Here is a 17,137-nt window from a genome sequence, read left to right on the forward strand (position 1 = left end):
CGGGCGTCTTCGGCGTGCTGGTCGAGGTCGGCTTGTATTACGGCCGATCCGTCAGCGTCTTGTTCGTCGTCCTCGACCGTGTGCCGTCGGCCTGTACCTGCTGCCACCGCTTTTAACCCGCTCCCTGTTGAGTTCGAGGTGTGAACCGATCGAGAGGAACGTTACTCGTTCTCATCGCCATCCTCCTTCTGGTGTCGGCCCAGCTCGTCCTCCCGTACATCCAGTACGTGCTGGCCGCCGTTCTCCTCGCATTCGTGCTGACGCCGGTCCAGCGCCGCCTCGAGCAACGAACATCGCCCGCGATCGCCGCGTTTTCGCTCGTCTTGCTAGCACTACTCCTCGCCATCGTCCCCGTCGTGATCGTCGTGGCGTACGTCTTTCGCGACGCCCAGGCACTCGTCGAAGGCGCCGACGCCGATTCGCTTCCGCTCGAGCCCCTCCAGTCGGTCGCCGAGCGATTTGGAGTCGACCTCGAGTCGACGGCGATGGACTGGGCACAGTCCGCGGGGCAGACGCTCCTCGAGCGGAGTCCGGAACTGTTGGCGGGGCTCACCCACACGGCCATCGGCATCGGCGTGGCGCTCTTTTTGCTCTACTACCTCCTCCGGGATGGCGACTCCCTGCTCAGATGGCTTCGCGAGGTGACGCCGCTCCCGGACGCCGTCCAGACGAATCTCTTCGAGGCGCTCGAGAACGTGACGTGGGCGGTGCTGGCCGGTCACGTCCTCATCGCGCTGGTCCAGGGCGGACTGGCGGGAATCGGCCTGTTCGTCGTCGGCATCCCGAACTCGCTGTTCTGGACGGTCATCATGATCGTCCTCTCGCTGATTCCGATCGTCGGTTCGTTCCTGGTCTGGGGCCCCGCCGTGATCTACCTGCTCCTGATCAACCAGCCGGCGTTCGCGATTGGGCTGGCGATCTACAGTATGGTCATCGTCGGTCTCTCGGACGACTACCTGCGACCGATCGTCGTCGATCGTTACGCTGAACTCAACCCGGCCGTGATCATCGTCGGCGTCCTGGGTGGGGTCACCGCTTTCGGGTTCATGGGGCTGTTCTACGGCCCCATCGTTCTCGGCGCGCTCGTCGCCACGCTCGAGGTGTTCAGCGACGATTACGGGTCGTTGTAGGAACCGACGGACGAACGGCGTCGCCACGCATTTGGGCGCGAGACACCGCTTCTCGAGACGAAGACCCAGCACTTCTCGAGAAATCACCACCTTCGGCACGTTTTTCGGGGTTCGACTCCCACCAGCGGGTATGACAGCCGTCACGCTCGGCCCCGAAGGGACCTATTCGCATCGCGCGACGCGAGCGCTCGACGACGACGTCGTCTTCCGCCAGTCGGTCACCGACATCGTCGCCGCCGTCGCCGCCGGCGAGTTCGACCGCGGGGTGATCCCCATCGAGAACAGCATCGAGGGGAGCGTCACCGAGAGCCAGGACGCCCTCGCGGAGTACGACGTCGCCGTCGTCCGCGAGATCGTCACGCCGATCCGCCACGCCCTGCTCGCCCAGGGACCAAACTTCGACACCATCGCCAGCCACTCCCAGGCGCTCGCCCAGTGTCGTTCCTACCTCGAGTCCGAGTACCCCGACGCGACCCTCGAGGCCGTCTCGAGCACGGCCCAGGGCGTCGAATATGCTCGCGAAAATCCCTCGGTCGCGGGCATCGCCCACCCCGCCACGGCGGGCGACGACCTCGAGGTCCTCGCCGCCGACATCCAGGACCAGACGTCGAACGCGACGCGGTTTTTCGCACTCGCACCCGCCTCCGAGCGCTCGGAGGCCGGCGGGAAGACCTCGCTCGTCGTCTACCCGAACGCGAACTATCCTGGACTGCTCCTCGAACTCCTCGAGCCGTTCGCCGACCGCGACATCAACCTGAGTCGGGTCGAATCACGTCCGAGCGGGGAGCGACTCGGCGACTACGTCTTCCACATGGACGTCGACGCCGGCCTCTACGAGGAGCGCACCCAGGCGGCCCTCGCCGACCTGGAGGCCCTCGCCGAGAGGGGGTGGGTTCGCCGACTGGGCTCGTACGACCTCGAGCACGTCGTCGAGTGAGATTGTACGTGGTTGAGTGAAAGTGTACGACCTCGAGCACGCGGTCGAGTGTACGAAACCCGCGCGACCCTGCCAGTTCTGTCGTCCTCGCCGGGGCACAATTTATCCTCTTCGAGCGCCTATCGACTCGCATGCGACGCAATCCGTTCGACGACCTCGAGGAGATGCTCGACCGAGTCAGCAAGCAATTCGAAACGGGCGTCGGCGGTAGCGGCCTCTCGTTTCCGGGTTCGGTCGCCGTCGACGTGGCCGATCACCGCGACGAGTACGTCGTGACGGCCGACCTCCCTGGCTTCGAGACTGAGGACATCGAGTTGACGCTCGTCGAGGGGACGCTCCGTCTCGAGGCCGAACAGGAGACCGACCGCACCGACGAGCACGATCGCTACCTCCGCCGAGAGCGCTCGCGCCAGTCCGTCAGTCGACGGCTTCACCTCCCCGAACCGGTCGACGAAGAGGGCATAACGGCCAACTACAACAACGGCGTACTCACCGTGACGCTGCCGAAACTCGAGCAGAGCGACGACTCGAAGCGAATCGACATCGATTAGGGAATCGCGACAGCTACCGTTTCCGACGATTTTCCCAGAAATGCGCCCTCGAGCCGTCGGCCTCGCTCGCACTCAGACGAGCATTTCGTCGAACGCCGCCAGTCGTTCGATCCGGTAGGTCGCTCTGGTCGTACGAATGACGAACGCTCGAGGGCGTTCACCGTGTTCCTCTCGGTAGGGCTGATAGGCGAGGTCGTGAACCTCGCCCAGAAATGTCTGAAAGGTAGACCCGCCGGTTTGAGTGCACGCTTCGGCCCCGTCGTTGTGGACCGCGAAGCGAACGAGTCGCTTCGATTTCTCGCTGAGGCGGTCGTACGGGACGACCGCGATAGCGTACCCGGAATCGGGCTCCGTGCTCGAGAGTTCCAACGCTCCCCACAATCCCTCGTCTTCACAGCGTCCGCGCTCTCGAAGCCATTCGGGTGGGTCCTCGACTGTGGCCGGCCCGTTCTCGGCCCCGTCTGCGCTGGATAGACAGCCGGATCCGAGCGAGAGACAGACGAGGACTCCGCCGAGGACGCGGCGTCGCTGCATGGACGTCTGTTTCTGCGGTACTCGAGAAAAACGTTCGGGTTGTCCGACACGTTCAGTCGAGTCGACCAACGCGGTGCGACGACGAGGCGGGGACTCGCTCCGGACGGCTCAGATCGGCACGCCGAACGCGCCGACGTTGAGTCCCAGGACCGCATTGAGCACGAACAGGATCACCAGTGCCGACAGCCAGGCGACCACGCCGATGGTTGCGGCAGTCACCCAGCCGCCGGGGTAGCGCCAGTTGATCACGCCGATCCAGACGATCAGGGCGATGATCGGCCCCAGGAGCGGAATCCAGGACGTGAGCGCCCACGCGATGGCGCCGATGATAGCCGTCACGATTGCGTGCTCGTAACTGTGGGCGTCGATGACGACGCTCGCGGCGAGGTAGATTGCCAGGCCGCCAACCAGTAGTGCGACGATGAACGCGACCAGTGCGCTGATGAGTGGTGCCATTGTGGTTCGTAGTTCCGACGGCGTACGTATATAAAGCGGCGACGGTTGCATCGGTTTTTGATCGTTCCATCTTGTTCCCGTTCCCCTGCCGCAGTCTAGCGGTTTCACTCTTGAGAACGGTCCCACTTCGTCCCCTCGAGTCGGTTCGAAACCGAACCGGAACGGACTCCCTGCTTCGGACGCCTGCCTCGAGGCGGGAGAGAATCGTCTGTTTGTCCGCCAATGGAAAGGTATAGAACCTCGCCTCCGCCAATCCTATATAAGCAAATGAGCGACTCGGGATACGACCACGCGACGGTCGAACGACGCTGGCAGGAGGCGTGGGACGACGCGAACGTGTACCGAACGCCCGACGACATCGAGGATCCGACGTACGTCCTGGGGATGTACCCCTACCCCTCGGGCAAACTCCACATGGGCCACGTTCGAAATTACACGATCACCGACGCCTACGCCCGCTACCGACGGATGCGCGGCGACGATGTGCTCCACCCGATGGGGTGGGACGCCTTCGGGCTCCCCGCCGAGAACGCGGCCAAAGAGCGCGACACCAACCCGCGCGACTGGACGTTCGACTGCATCGACACCATGCGCGGGCAGATGGAATCGATGGGATTTGGCTACGACTGGGACCGCGAGATCGCCACCTGCACCCCCGAGTACTACCGCTGGAACCAGTGGCTGTTCACCCGCTTCCACGAGGAGGGCCTGGTCGAGCAACGGGACGCCGAGGTCAACTGGTGTCCCCACTGCGAGACCGTCCTGGCCGACGAGCAAGTCGAGGGCGAGGCGGAACTCTGCTGGCGCTGTGACACCCCTGTCGAGACCCGCGAACTCGAGCAGTGGTTCCTCCGAATTACGGAGTACGCCGACGAGTTGCTCGAGGCCATCGACGACCTGGAGGGGTGGCCGAACTCGGTCCGCCAGATGCAGCGCAACTGGATCGGTCGCCAGCACGGGACGGAACTCGATTTCGAAATCGAAGGCCACGGGGACGTCCGGGCGTTCACCACGCGCGTCGACACGCTCTTTGGCGCGACGTACTTCGCGCTCGCCCCGGACCACCCGATCAGCCAGAAACTGGCCGAGGAGGACGAGGAGGTCCGCCACTTCGTCGAACACGAGGCCGATCCCGAGGGCGACGAACCGAACGGTGTCGCCACCGACCTGTCCGCCACCAACCCCGCCACGGGCGAGGAGATTCCGGTCTACGTCGCCGACTTCGTCCTCTCGGACGTCGGGACCGGCGCGCTGATGGCCGTGCCGGGCCACGACGAGCGCGACCACGCGTTCGCGACGAAGATGGGCGAGGACATCGTTCCCGTCGTCGCTCCCGAACCAGAGAACTGGGACGGCGAGACGGTACCCGACGCACCGGACGTGAGTGAGGGAGCCTACACCGACGACGGCGTCCTCGTCAACTCGGGCGAATACTCGGGTCTCGACAGCGAAACCGCACGCGAGCGCCTGACCGAAGAGATCGAGAGCGCCGAGCACGCCACCCAGTACCAACTCAGAGACTGGGGCATATCGAGACAGCGCTACTGGGGGACGCCGATTCCGGTCGTCCACTGTGAGGAGTGCGGCCCCGTGATGGTTCCCGAGGAGGACCTGCCCGTCGAGTTACCGGAGTTCATCAACACCACCGGGAACCCGCTGGACGCCGCCGAGGAGTGGAAGGAAACGACTTGCCCGGACTGCGGCGGTTCCGCTGAACGGGAGACGGACACGATGGACACCTTCGTCGACTCCTCGTGGTACTTCCTCCGGTACGTCTCGCCCGACCTCGAGGACGCTCCCTTCGACCTCGAACGGGCCAACGACTGGATGCCGGTCGACCAGTACGTCGGCGGCATCGAGCACGCCGTGATGCACCTGCTGTACTCGCGGTTCTTCACGAAGGTGCTCTCCGACCACGAGGGCCTCGAGCACCGCGAGCCGTTCACGAACCTGCTCGCCCAAGGGATGGTCCAGCTCGAGGGCGAGAAGATGTCCAAGTCGAAGGGCAACACTGTCTCGCCCCAGCGGATCGTCGAGGAGTACGGCGCGGATACCGCCCGCCTGTTCATGATGCAGGCCGCCCAGCCCGAGCGCGACTTCGACTGGAGCGAGGAGGGCGTCCGGTCGACCTACGCGTTCCTCACGCGATTGCGGGGGATGGTCCAGGACTACGTCGCGGACGCGCCCGCGGGCGAAGACGACGCCGTCGCGAGCTACGTCGAGAGCGAAATCGACGCGACGCTCGCTATCGCCGCCGAGAAGTACGCCGACCTGACGTTCAACCGCGCGCTTCGCGAGACCCAGGACCTGGTCCGAACGCTCCGGCAGTACGCCGACTACGCCGAACCGCACGCCGAGACCTACGAGCGCGGGCTGTCGGCCGTCGTTCGTCTGCTTGCGCCGGTCGCGCCCCACCTCGCGGAGGAACTCTACGAGCAACTCGAGGGCGAGGACAGCGGCTTCGTCGTCGAGGCCGCCTGGCCGACCGCGACGGTCGACCGCGATCACGTCGAGAAACGGCGCAAACTCGTCGAGAACACCCGCGAGGACGTTCGCCAGATCGTCGACGTGGCCGGTATCGACGACCCGCAAGAAATCGACGTCGTCGTCGCCCCCGACTGGAAGTACGACGCCCTCGAGATCGCGGTCGAGAGCGACGCGGACAACCTGATCGGCGAACTCATGCAGGAATCGCACATCCGCGAGCAGGGCGACGCCGCGGCCAGTTACGGTCAGGACCTGCAAGTAGAGCGGGAGGCGCTCTCGACGACGCTCGACCCCGACGAGGAACACGCGGCTCTCGAGTCGGCGGCCTGGCTGATCGAACGAGAGTTCGACGCGCCAGTCAGCGTGGTTCGCGCCGAAGACGCCGACGATTCGGTGCTCTCGAACGCGGAGCCAGGCCGGCCGGCGATCGAAATCGAGGAGTAGCGCTCGAGGTTCTGAAATACCGGAATTGATGACAGGTCCGGCCTGTCACCACGCCAGTACTTTATCGTTCTCGAGAGTAGGATCGAGCATGAGACGACGGCTCGCCGGCGACTGCGACGTCCAGCGAACTCGAATCCGACCGCCGAACGCGACCTCCTTCCGGGCCATCGACGGGTCGATTATCGAGGGATCGGTGTGAATCGGGACGCTCGAGGAGGGGATTCTCGTGACGCCACTGCCGAGGAGAGTGACGGCTACGAGCCACAGGAACTCGAGGCCCGCTGGCGCGAGCGGTGGGTGGAGTCGGGTCGGTACGAGGCCGATCCGGACGGTCGAGACCCGTCGGAAGCGACGTTCGTGACCGTCCCCTACCCGTACCCGAACGGTGGCATGCACATCGGCCACGCGCGCACGTACACCGTCCCCGACGCGTACGCCCGCTACCGGCGTCAGCGGGGCGACAACGTCCTCTTCCCCATTGCGTGGCACGTCACCGGCACGCCCATTGTCGGCGCCGTCGAGCGACTGAAGCGCGGCGACGCCCACCAGCTCGACAGCCTGCGAAACGCCTTCGGGGTACCTGAATCCGACCTCCGGGACCTCGAGACGCCGATGGGATTTGCCCGATATTTCATCGAGAACCACTACGAGGCTGGGATGCGTCGCCTCGGGCTGTCGATCGACTGGCGCCGGGAGTTCACCACCGAAGACGAGCGCTATTCGCGATTTATCGCCTGGCAGTACGAGACCTTGCACGAGCGCGGCCTCCTCGAGAAGGGGCTGCACCCGGTGAACTACTGTACGAACGAGGAACAGCCGGTCACGACACACGACATCTACGAGGGCGAGGACGCCGAGTTCCAGGAGTACACGCTGATTGCGTTCCGCGCCGCGAGCGACGACTCGAGTGGAGCGGGCGGCGAGGCGGAACTGGGAGCGGAGAGCGAACGCACCGTCTACCCGATGGCAACCCTGCGCCCCGAGACCGTCCGCGGGGTCACGAACGCCTTCGTCGACCCCGACGCGACCTACGCTCGAGCGATCGTGGACGGCGAGGAGTGGGTCGTCTCGCTCGAGGCGACCGAGAAACTCGCGTTGCAGGCGCGCGAGGTCGAGGTGCTCGAGACCGTTCCAGGAACCGAAGTCGTCGGCACCCGCGTCCGGAACCCCGTCACCGACGAGGAGATCGTCGTCCTCCCGGCCGATTTCGTGGACACCGACAGCGCCACCGGCGTTGTCATGTCCGTCCCCGCCCACTCGGCCGACGACTGGGTCGCCCTCGAGGCGTCGAAAGCCCGCACCGACGACCTGAGAGCGTACGGTCTCGACCCCGAGGCGGTGCGGGCTATCGAACCGCGGGCCGTCCTGACCCTCGAGGGCTACGGCGAGTTCCCCGCAGCGGACGCCGTCGCCGAGTACGGCATCGAATCCCCGGACGATCCCGAACTCGAGGCGGCTACCGAGGAACTGTACACCCGCGAGTTCCACCGGGGCGAACTGAACGAGGACTACGGCGAGTTCGCCGGCAGGGTGGTCGAGGACGTCCGTGAGGAACTCGACGCGCACTACCGAGAGCAGGGGGCTTTCGACGCGATGTACGACTTCGCCGAGACGGTCGTCTGTCGCTGTGGCGGACGCGTCGAGGTCGCCGAACAGGACACCTGGTTCCTGCGGTACGACGACGCGGGGTGGCGCGAGAAGGCCCACCGGGCCGTCGCGAACCTGGACGCGATTCCCGAGAACACCCGTGAGCAGTACGACCACACGATCGAGTGGCTCGAGGAGTGGCCCTGCATCCGCAACTACGGACTCGGGACGAGACTGCCGTGGGACGACGCGTTCGTCATCGAACCGCTGTCGGACTCGACCATCTACACGGCTTACTACACCATCGCCCACCGGATTCGTGACGTCCCGGTCGAGGATCTGACCCGCGAGTTCTTCGATACGCTCTTGCTGGGGCCCGAATCCGTCGACGAACCCGACGAGCGCGCCCTGGACCTGCGCCAGGAGTTCGAGTACTGGTACCCCGTCGACTACCGGTGTTCGGGCAACGACCTGATCTCGAACCACCTGACGTTCTTCCTCTCCCACCACGCCGAGCTGTTCGAGCAGGCGAAGTGGCCGCGGGGAATCACCGTCATGGGCATGGGCCTGCTCGAGGGTGAGTCGATGAGTTCCTCGCGGGGACACGTCGTCCTCCCCGGCGAGGCCATCGAGCGCTACGGGGCCGACACCGTGCGCTTCTTCCTGCTCAACAGCGCCGAACCCTGGCAGGACTACGACTGGCGGGCCGAGGCCGTCGCCGCGACGCGCGATCAACTCGAGCGCTTCTGGAACCGCGCCGTGGACCTGATCGACGGACCGGCAGGCGAACGGGACCTCGAGCGGATCGACCGCTGGCTCCTCGCCCACCTCCAGGAGACGGTTCGCGAGGTCACCGACGCGATGGACCGATTCGAGACCCGGAACGCCAGTCAGACGGCCTTCTACCGCTTCGAGGAGCACCTGAAGTGGTACCGCCGCCGGGCGGGCCTCGAGCGTGCGGGCGCGCGATGGACCCTGCGAACTGTCCTCGAGACGCGACTGCGCCTGCTCGCGCCCGTCATCCCGTTCGCGGCGAACGAACTCCACGAGCGACTGACAGGCGAACCAGCCGAGGACGTGCCGTGGCCCGAGCCGGTGCCCGAATTCGATGACTCGAGCGTGATTGCCGAGGAACGACTGGTGAGAGCGCTGCTCGAGGACGTTCGCGACATCGTCGACGTGACCGACACCGATCCCGAGACGATTCGCGTCTACGTCGCGGCCGACTGGAAACGCGAGGTGTTCGGCACTGTCGTGGAAACCGGCCCGGACCAGGGGGCCGTGATGGAGCAGGTCATGCAAAATCCTGCCCACCGGGACCGAGGGGACGCCGTCAACGGCCTCGTGGGCGACCTCGTCTCGTTCGTCCGCGAGCGCGAGGACGCAGCACTCGAGACGCTCGCCGGGATCGACGAGCGAGCCGTCTACGAGGCGTCCGCGGCCTTCCTCGAGAGCGAGTTCGACGCCGACGTCGGAATCGACACTGAGGACGGCGATCCGATCGATCCCGCCGGCAAAGCGAGCTTGGCTCGACCGTTCCGCCCGGCGATCTACCTCGAGTAGGCCGTTTTACGTTCGATCCCGTGTCCGCTTTTTCATTCGAGCACACTCGTTCGAGGCCGCAGCCTCTGTGCACTCGTTACCGGTCCGAACTCCGCGCACTCGCTCCCGATTCAGGCTCCCGATCGAGTTCGTATAACGCTTCGATACATTCACCTGAACTAATTGGTTCCTGAGTGATTTATCCCCGCAGGTAACGTAGAGACGCATATGAATAACGCCGCTGCGACCGACCCCTCGGCGCCGACGAAAGCGCTCCGGTCCGTCCCGCTCCGGGTGCTCGTTCGACCGTTCCTCGAACGAGCGGTCGCTCCCTCGCATCGACCATGACCGAACAGCGAATCCTTCACCCCGAGTCGACGACCGCCGAGACGGAACCGGCGTCCCTCCCGTGGCTGCCACACCCCTTCTCGATGGTGTGGCGCGACGGGGCCTTCCTCCACTGGCCCGTCGACCCGGACCGTCTCCGGCCGCACGTTCCCGATCGGTTCGACCTCGAGACTGTCGAGGATCGGGCCTGGCTCTCGATCGTCCCGTTCGTCCTCGCTCAGGCGGGCGTTCGAGACACGCCGAGCGCGATGCGCGTCACGCGTCCCGAACTCAACCTCCGGACGTACGTTCGCTACCGGGACGTCTCCGGGCTGTACTTCTTCAGCATCGACATCGACGGCCCGTGGCTGGCGTTCCTCGCTCGCTGGGGACTCGATGTCCCCTGCTTCGACGCCCGCCAGCGCGTCGACGGAACCGACGGCAGAGTCACGTTCTCGAGCGAGCGCGACGACCCGAGTGGGGGGCCCGCGCGCTTCGACGCGGAGTACCGACCGGTTGCGCCCCCGACTCGCGCGAGGCCCGACTCGCTCACCCACTGGCTCACCGAACGCCGACGGATGCTCGTCCCCTACGGCGATCGAACGCTCGTCGCCGAGATTGCCCACGAACCCTGGTCGCTCGCCCCGGCGGAGGTGACGATCCACGAGAACGACCTGTTCGAGGCGGCGGACGTGCCGACACCCGCCGGCGACCCGCTCGCTCACTACTGCGAGCGACTCGAGATAACGGGGTCAATTCCGCGGTTTCTTTGATCGCTCTCGGGTCCGGTTTTCGACGCTCGAGGTGGTTGTGGAATTTGGGTTCTGGGTCGTGGGATTTGCGCTCTGAATTCTGAGACCACGACAAACCGAAGGTGAAATACTGTGCCATCCTGATTGTACCGCCATGGTCGAGGTCCGTTTCGAAGACGTGCTGGCGGCCCGGGAGCGCTTCGACGACGAGTCGGTCGTTCGCGAGACGCCGCTCGAGTCCAACCGATCGCTGAGCGGAATGGCCGACGCGACGGTGTTCCTGAAGATGGAACACCTCCAGCGAACGGGCTCGTTCAAGACGCGAGGCGCCTACAACAAGCTCGTTCAGGTGGCCGAGGAGGGCACCGTCGACCGCGTCGTCGCCGCCAGTGCGGGCAACCACGCCCAGGGTGTGGCCCTCGCCGCGACCAAGACGGGCCTCGAGTCGACCATCGTCATGCCGAAGAACGCGCCGCAGGCGAAGGTCAACGCCACCCGGAGCTACGGCGGCGACGTCGAACTCCACGGTAACGACTTCCAGGAGGCGATGGCCCACGCGAAGACGCTCACCGAAGCCGAGAACGTCGGCTTCGTCCACGCCTACGACGACCCCGACATCGTCGCCGGACAGGGGACGCTGGGACTCGAGATCCACGAGGCTCTCCCCGAGGTCGATACCGTCATCGTGCCGATCGGCGGCGGCGGCATGATCGGCGGCATCGCTACCGCGCTCGCCGGCCTCGACCCCGAAATCCGCGTCGTCGGCGTGCAGGCGGATTCCGCCGCGACGGTGCCCGACAGCCTCGACAAGGGCTTTCCACAGGGGATCGACGACCCGAACACCATCGCCGACGGGATCGCCACGGGCGGCATCTCGGAACTCACCTTCGAGATCATCCGCGAGCACGTCGACGAGGTCGTCACCGTCACCGACGACCAGATCGCCCAGAGCACGCTCGTGCTCTTAGAGCGAGCCAAACAGCTCGTCGAGGGGGCCGGCGCCGCCTCGGTCGCAGCGCTGCTCTCGCCCGACCTCGACGTCAGCGGCGAGACCGTCGTTCCGGTGCTCGGCGGCGGCAACATCGACATCTCCATGCTCCAGACGGTCCTCGAGCACGCGCTGACCGACCGCGACCAGCTGTTGCGACTGCGCGTCCGCATCGCCGATCAGCCCGGCAAGATGGAGGAGATCTCGGGCGTGATCTCGGGCCTTGGAGCGAACATCCGGACCGTCCGCCACGACCGAGCCGTCGGCGACCTCCGGGTGGGGGAGGCTTACCTCGTCTTCCAGGTCGTCACCAGCGGCCGCGAGCACGCTAAAGAGGTCCTCGACGCGATCGAATCGCGCGGGTACGACGCCACTCGCGTGGACTGACGCCGCCTCGCTCGAGGTCTCGCACACCCCGTCGGTCGGCGCAATACCTGCCCGTTTTTATATCTCGATTGGATTTGCTCTAGTATAATGGTCGTCGGAGACATTTCGACTGGAACGGACGTACTCGTCATCGGTGCGGGCCCAGCAGGCTACGTGGCCGCGATTCGGGCCGGCCAACTCGACCTCGACGTCACGCTCGTCGAGAAAGAGGCCTACGGGGGAACCTGCCTCAACCACGGCTGTATCCCTTCGAAGGCGCTCATCACCGCCAGCGACCTGGCCCACGAGGCCGGCAACGCCGAGGAGATGGGCATCCACGCCGACCCGGCCATCGACCTCGAGGGAATGGTCTCCTGGAAGGACGGCGTCGTCGATCAACTGACCAGCGGCGTCGAGAAGCTCTGTAAGGCCAACGGGGTCAACCTCATGGAGGGGATCGCCCACTTCGACGGCGAGAACACGGTTCGCGTCTCCCACGGCGGCGAGGGTCAGGGCAGCGAATCCATCGACTTCGAACACGCGATCGTCGCCACCGGCTCTCGCCCGATCGAGATCCCGAACTTCTCGTACGACGACGAGCCCGTACTCAACTCGCGGCAGGCCCTCGCGCTCGACTCGGTCCCCGACTCGCTGGTCGTCGTCGGGGCCGGCTACATCGGGATGGAACTCGCGACCGTCTTCGCGAAACTCGGCACCGACGTAACCGTCGTCGAGATGCTCGACGAGGCGCTCAATGGCTTCGACCCCGACCTCGCCCGTCCGGTCAAAAAACGCGCGAAAGACCTCGGGATCGACTTCCACTTCGAGTACGGAGCCTCTCGCTGGAGCGAGCACGGCAACGGCATTCGCGTCGAGGCCACCTCCGAGGAGGGCGAGGACACGCTCGAGATCGACGCCGAGAAGGTCCTCGTGGCCGTCGGCCGCGCACCCGTCTCCGATACGCTCGAACTCGAGGCCGCCGGCATCGAAACCGACGAACGGGGCTTCATCCCGACCGACGACCGCGGACGGACGAACGTCGAGCACATCTTCGCCGTCGGCGACGTCGCTGGCGAACCGATGCTCGCCCACGCCGGCAGCAAGGAGGGCCAGGTCGCCGCCGAGGTCATCGCTGGCGAACCCTCGGCGCTCGACTACCAGGCGATGCCCGCAGCCGTCTTCACGGATCCTGAAATCGGTACCGTCGGCATGACCGAGATGGAGGCCGAGGAGATAGGTTTCGAGACGGTCTCCGGGAAGTTCCCGTTCCAGGCTAGCGGCCGTGCGCTCACCACTGGCCACACCGACGGCTTCGTCAAGATCGTCGCCGACGAGGACGCCGGGTTCGTTCTGGGCGCCCAGATCGTCGGCCCCGAGGCCTCCGAACTGATCGCCGAACTCGGTCTCGCCATCGAACTCGGAGCCACCCTCGAGGACGTCGCGGCCACGATTCACACCCACCCGACGCTCTCGGAAGCCGTGATGGAAGCCGCCGAAAACGCGCTCGGACACGCGATTCACACGCTGAACCGGTGACCGGTATCAGATGACCGCTGACCGCTAACCGACCGACATCGCTCGTTGCTGTTCGTCGCTGCTCACCGTTGTTCATCGTCGCTCGTCCTTTCTGCTTCCCCTCACACTCGAGCAACCGTTCGCTTCGTCAGCCGTGGAACTCGAGAAGCCGTTGCACTCAGACGACCTCGAGCGCCCCCTTCATCCCACGGTGACGGTGGGGAGTGCAGTAGTAGGTGTAGACACCCGGCTCGTCGAACGTGAACGAGAACGTTTCCCCCTCGCCGTACTGCTCGCCACTCTCGAACGCACCGTCGGTGTCGACCACGTCGTGTCGACCGCCCGCACCCGTCCACTCCCAGGTGACCGTCGAGCCAGCCTCGACGCGAACAGCCCGTGGGGCGTATCCCATCCCCTCGCGACCGGTGCCGACCGCGACGACCAGCTCTTCCTCGCTGGCCTCCGTCCAGTCGACGGTTCCCGGATGATCGATCCCGTCGAGGTGTCCATCGAAATGGGGCTCGTCGTCCTCGGCGACGAACGATTCGCCCTCGTAGTAGTCGCCGTCGTCACCGCCCCCGAAGAGACACCCCGATAGTCCCGCGGTCGCCACGAGTCCGATTCCCTCGAGAACCCGCCGCCTGGTCGCTCGCTTACGCATATACCTAGGCGTTCGGCTTCGTGGCCATAGCTCTCTCGCTCTCGCTCCCGCTGTACAACGTATGTCAACGTCTTCTTACGCGTGCACGTACGACCTACACCGTACGCGGGTACCACTCGATCCGACCCCACCTGCCAGGGAGGGATGACCGATCGACCTCCGCCCGCGGGACACCACTCGACGAGCAGCCGCGCCGTTCGACGGACCTGCCCCCGAATCAGGGGATACATTTATTATCATTTTGACGTTCCTCGAGCACCCGTGATCGGTGAAAAACCGTGCCATGGTAGCGGGCTCCCACGGAGCTATCGGTTCGATGGCCTTATATACTAACCCTCTCCTCGAATAGAATGCAAACGACGTGGCCCACGCGGCCACGTCCCCTCTGGCCGTTTCCCGGCACGGAGGTTGGCACTGCATTCCACCCTTACACTGGGCGTCGAACCGATCCGACGACCTTAAGTGTGTAAGCCAACTCGGATTGGACGCAAACGTGGTCGGCCTCGCCGGCCACACCAATCCAACGGCCTTATATACTTAGGGGCGTTCAGATTGGAACGCGAACGCCTCGCCGGATGCGACTTCCGGTCGGGCCGCGATCCGATGCCCTTAAGTGTGTAAGGCGACTCGGATTGGATGTGAACGAGGTCGGCTTCGCCGGCTTCGATCCGATCCGACGCCCTTAAGTAAACGAGGGCATTCGGATGCAAACGCAAAGAACGCGTGATCGATGGGGCGTTCAACTCGCTCCATCATCTCGGGCTCGGTTCGAAGGGGTTATGTACCCCGGACGACCTACAATGTAGTCCGAAGGAAATGAGGATCTCACCCCTGCGGTCCGCCGTACAGATGGGATCTGATGTTAGCCTTGGTAGTTCGGTGACGCTCGATCGGTTTATCGAGGTTGGTCACCGAACGGACCCATTTAGTGTGAGTGTGTACCTACATTCACCGCCAACTCCTCCAGCTCTGCTGGAGGGATAGCATTCCGGTTGATCCTGCCGGAGGTCATTGCTATTGGAGTCCGATTTAGCCATGCTAGTCGCACGAGTTCAGACTCGTGGCAGATAGCTCAGTAACACGTGGCCAAACTACCCTGTTGAGGGCGATAACCTCGGGAAACTGAGGCTAATAGCCCATACGGCTCGATGCCTGGAACTGGCTCGAGCTCGAAATGCTCAGGCGCGACAGGATGTGGCTGCGGCCGATTAGGTAGACGGTGGGGTAACGGCCCACCGTGCCGATAATCGGTACGGGTTGTGAGAGCAAGAGCCCGGAGACGGAATCTGAGACAAGATTCCGGGCCCTACGGGGCGCAGCAGGCGCGAAACCTTTACACTGCACGACAGTGCGATAAGGGGACTCCAAGTGCGAGGGCATATAGTCCTCGCTTTTGTGTACCGTAAGGTGGTACACGAATAAGGGCTGGGCAAGACCGGTGCCAGCCGCCGCGGTAATACCGGCAGCCCAAGTGATGACCGCTATTATTGGGCCTAAAGCGTCCGTAGCTGGCCGTACAAGTCCGTCGGGAAATCTACTCGCTTAACGAGTAGACGTCCGGCGGAAACTGTTCGGCTAGGGACCGGAAGACCTGAGGGGTACGTCTGGGGTAGGAGTGAAATCCCGTAATCCTGGACGGACCACCGGTGGCGAAAGCGCCTCAGGAAGACGGATCCGACAGTGAGGGACGAAAGCTCGGGTCACGAACCGGATTAGATACCCGGGTAGTCCGAGCCGTAAACGATGTCTGCTAGGTGTGACGCTGGCTACGAGCCAGCGTTGTGCCGTAGGGAAGCCGTGAAGCAGACCGCCTGGGAAGTACGTCCGCAAGGATGAAACTTAAAGGAATTGGCGGGGGAGCACTACAACCGGAGGAGCCTGCGGTTTAATTGGACTCAACGCCGGACATCTCACCAGCACCGACAGTATGCTGTGAAGCTCAGTGTGATGAGCTTAGTGGAGCTACTGAGAGGAGGTGCATGGCCGCCGTCAGCTCGTACCGTGAGGCGTCCTGTTAAGTCAGGCAACGAGCGAGACCCGCACTCCTAATTGCCAGCAACACCCTTGTGGTGGTTGGGTACATTAGGAGGACTGCCAGTGCCAAACTGGAGGAAGGAACGGGCAACGGTAGGTCAGTATGCCCCGAATGTGCTGGGCTACACGCGGGCTACAATGGTCGAGACAGTGGGATGCTACGCCGAGAGGCGACGCTAATCTCCTAAACTCGATCGTAGTTCGGATTGCGGGTTGAAACTCACCCGCATGAAGCTGGATTCGGTAGTAATCGCGCCTCAGAAGGGCGCGGTGAATACGTCCCTGCTCCTTGCACACACCGCCCGTCAAAGCACCCGAGTGAGGTCCGGATGAGGCCGGCGTAACGCCGGTCGAATCTGGGCTTCGCAAGGGGGCTTAAGTCGTAACAAGGTAGCCGTAGGGGAATCTGCGGCTGGATCACCTCCACAGACCGGGACTGGGGCGACGCCCCAGCCCACACGCGGTCCGTTCACCGACCGCTCGATCGGCCGAGCGAGCACCTTTGAACTACCAAGGCTAACGTTGTGCCCCCGAGAGGGGGTGGGCCCATAGCTCAGTGGTAGAGTGCCTCCTTTGCAAGGAGGATGCCCAGGGTTCGAATCCCTGTGGGTCCATCTCTCGGGTGACGATCGTTGTACTCTTTCGAGTACGGCGTCTGATCCCGAATGAACCGATGCACCACCCCGCGTAAGCGTGGGTGGGAAGGGTCGATGTCACCAGCCGTCTACTGGTGGCAGATGAGACCGTGTGTACGTGTAGTCCAGGCGTCCACTGGACCCGTTCCCGGGTCACAACCGCTGCATTCTGTGCAGCACCGATCCGAAAG

The 17,137-nt window shown here is 64.5% G+C and carries 11 protein-coding genes, 1 tRNA gene and 1 rRNA gene; 10 read left to right on the plus strand and 3 right to left on the minus strand.

All coding sequences use genetic code 11. From position 1 onward, the window contains the following. Nucleotides 1–140 precede the first annotated feature (140 nt). From ACFQO4_RS08245 to ACFQO4_RS08255, 3 genes are all read left to right on the plus strand, one after another. Nucleotides 141–1,130, plus strand: a complete 990-nt coding sequence (locus ACFQO4_RS08245; protein WP_500260418.1) for an AI-2E family transporter — start codon at nucleotides 141–143, stop codon at nucleotides 1,128–1,130. A gap of 130 nt (nucleotides 1,131–1,260) precedes the next feature. Further along, the gene (gene pheA / locus ACFQO4_RS08250) at nucleotides 1,261–2,067 is read left to right on the plus strand and encodes a prephenate dehydratase (RefSeq protein WP_500260419.1); all 807 of its coding nucleotides are present in this window, start codon (nucleotides 1,261–1,263) and stop codon (nucleotides 2,065–2,067) included. A 131-nt stretch (nucleotides 2,068–2,198) separates the two neighbouring features. Continuing rightward, complete coding sequence (locus tag ACFQO4_RS08255; RefSeq protein WP_500260420.1) at nucleotides 2,199–2,618, plus strand: Hsp20/alpha crystallin family protein; 420 nt, start codon at nucleotides 2,199–2,201, stop codon at nucleotides 2,616–2,618. Between the two features lie 72 nt (nucleotides 2,619–2,690). Here ACFQO4_RS08255 and ACFQO4_RS08260 read toward each other — a convergent pair whose 3' ends face one another. Then, a complete protein-coding gene (locus ACFQO4_RS08260; protein WP_500260421.1) occupies nucleotides 2,691–3,152 on the minus strand; it encodes a hypothetical protein in 462 nt (153 codons plus the stop codon). Nucleotides 3,153–3,260: 108 nt separating this feature from the next. Next, complete coding sequence (locus tag ACFQO4_RS08265; protein ID WP_253431513.1) at nucleotides 3,261–3,608, minus strand: hypothetical protein; 348 nt, start codon at nucleotides 3,606–3,608, stop codon at nucleotides 3,261–3,263. A 267-nt stretch (nucleotides 3,609–3,875) separates the two neighbouring features. On the opposite strand from ACFQO4_RS08265, the gene leuS (ACFQO4_RS08270) reads away from it, so the two are divergent. The 5 genes from leuS (ACFQO4_RS08270) to lpdA all read left to right on the plus strand — a co-directional run bounded on the left by leuS (ACFQO4_RS08270) (nucleotide 3,876) and on the right by lpdA (nucleotide 13,637). Next, nucleotides 3,876–6,539, plus strand: a complete 2,664-nt coding sequence (gene leuS, locus ACFQO4_RS08270; protein ID WP_500260422.1) for a leucine--tRNA ligase — start codon at nucleotides 3,876–3,878, stop codon at nucleotides 6,537–6,539. A gap of 195 nt (nucleotides 6,540–6,734) precedes the next feature. Then, complete coding sequence (leuS, locus tag ACFQO4_RS08275; RefSeq protein WP_500260423.1) at nucleotides 6,735–9,689, plus strand: leucine--tRNA ligase; 2,955 nt, start codon at nucleotides 6,735–6,737, stop codon at nucleotides 9,687–9,689. A gap of 323 nt (nucleotides 9,690–10,012) precedes the next feature. Further along, a complete protein-coding gene (locus ACFQO4_RS08280) occupies nucleotides 10,013–10,768 on the plus strand; it encodes a YqjF family protein (protein WP_500260424.1) in 756 nt (251 codons plus the stop codon). A 133-nt stretch (nucleotides 10,769–10,901) separates the two neighbouring features. Then, nucleotides 10,902–12,122, plus strand: a complete 1,221-nt coding sequence (gene ilvA, locus ACFQO4_RS08285; RefSeq protein WP_500260425.1) for a threonine ammonia-lyase — start codon at nucleotides 10,902–10,904, stop codon at nucleotides 12,120–12,122. An 87-nt stretch (nucleotides 12,123–12,209) separates the two neighbouring features. Continuing rightward, on the plus strand, nucleotides 12,210–13,637 hold the full coding sequence (lpdA, locus tag ACFQO4_RS08290; protein ID WP_500260426.1) for a dihydrolipoyl dehydrogenase: 1,428 nt from the start codon (nucleotides 12,210–12,212) through the stop codon (nucleotides 13,635–13,637). Between the two features lie 157 nt (nucleotides 13,638–13,794). On the opposite strand, the gene ACFQO4_RS08295 is transcribed toward lpdA, so the two are convergent. After that, nucleotides 13,795–14,277 (minus strand): halocyanin domain-containing protein, encoded by a 483-nt coding sequence (locus ACFQO4_RS08295; protein ID WP_500260427.1) that lies wholly within the window; start codon nucleotides 14,275–14,277, stop codon nucleotides 13,795–13,797. Between the two features lie 985 nt (nucleotides 14,278–15,262). On the opposite strand from ACFQO4_RS08295, the gene ACFQO4_RS08300 reads away from it, so the two are divergent. Further along, nucleotides 15,263–16,737, plus strand: a 16S ribosomal RNA gene (locus tag ACFQO4_RS08300). A 116-nt stretch (nucleotides 16,738–16,853) separates the two neighbouring features. Then, nucleotides 16,854–16,925: transfer RNA gene (locus ACFQO4_RS08305), tRNA-Ala, on the plus strand. Nucleotides 16,926–17,137: the final 212 nt, after the last annotated feature.

This window comes from Saliphagus sp. GCM10025334, assembly GCF_042663485.1.
Taxonomy (GTDB): Archaea; Halobacteriota; Halobacteria; order Halobacteriales; family Natrialbaceae; genus Natronosalvus.

Coding starts and splice junctions, on each gene's coding strand:
- pheA (WP_500260419.1), top strand. CDS start 1,261: ATGACAGCCGTCACGCTCGGCCCCGAAGGGACCTATTCGCATCGCGCG.
- ACFQO4_RS08255 (WP_500260420.1), top strand. CDS start 2,199: ATGCGACGCAATCCGTTCGACGACCTCGAGGAGATGCTCGACCGAGTC.
- ACFQO4_RS08260 (WP_500260421.1), bottom strand. CDS start 3,152: ATGCAGCGACGCCGCGTCCTCGGCGGAGTCCTCGTCTGTCTCTCGCTC.
- ACFQO4_RS08265 (WP_253431513.1), bottom strand. CDS start 3,608: ATGGCACCACTCATCAGCGCACTGGTCGCGTTCATCGTCGCACTACTG.
- leuS (WP_500260422.1), top strand. CDS start 3,876: ATGAGCGACTCGGGATACGACCACGCGACGGTCGAACGACGCTGGCAG.
- ACFQO4_RS08280 (WP_500260424.1), top strand. CDS start 10,013: ATGACCGAACAGCGAATCCTTCACCCCGAGTCGACGACCGCCGAGACG.
- ilvA (WP_500260425.1), top strand. CDS start 10,902: ATGGTCGAGGTCCGTTTCGAAGACGTGCTGGCGGCCCGGGAGCGCTTC.
- lpdA (WP_500260426.1), top strand. CDS start 12,210: ATGGTCGTCGGAGACATTTCGACTGGAACGGACGTACTCGTCATCGGT.
- ACFQO4_RS08295 (WP_500260427.1), bottom strand. CDS start 14,277: ATGCGTAAGCGAGCGACCAGGCGGCGGGTTCTCGAGGGAATCGGACTC.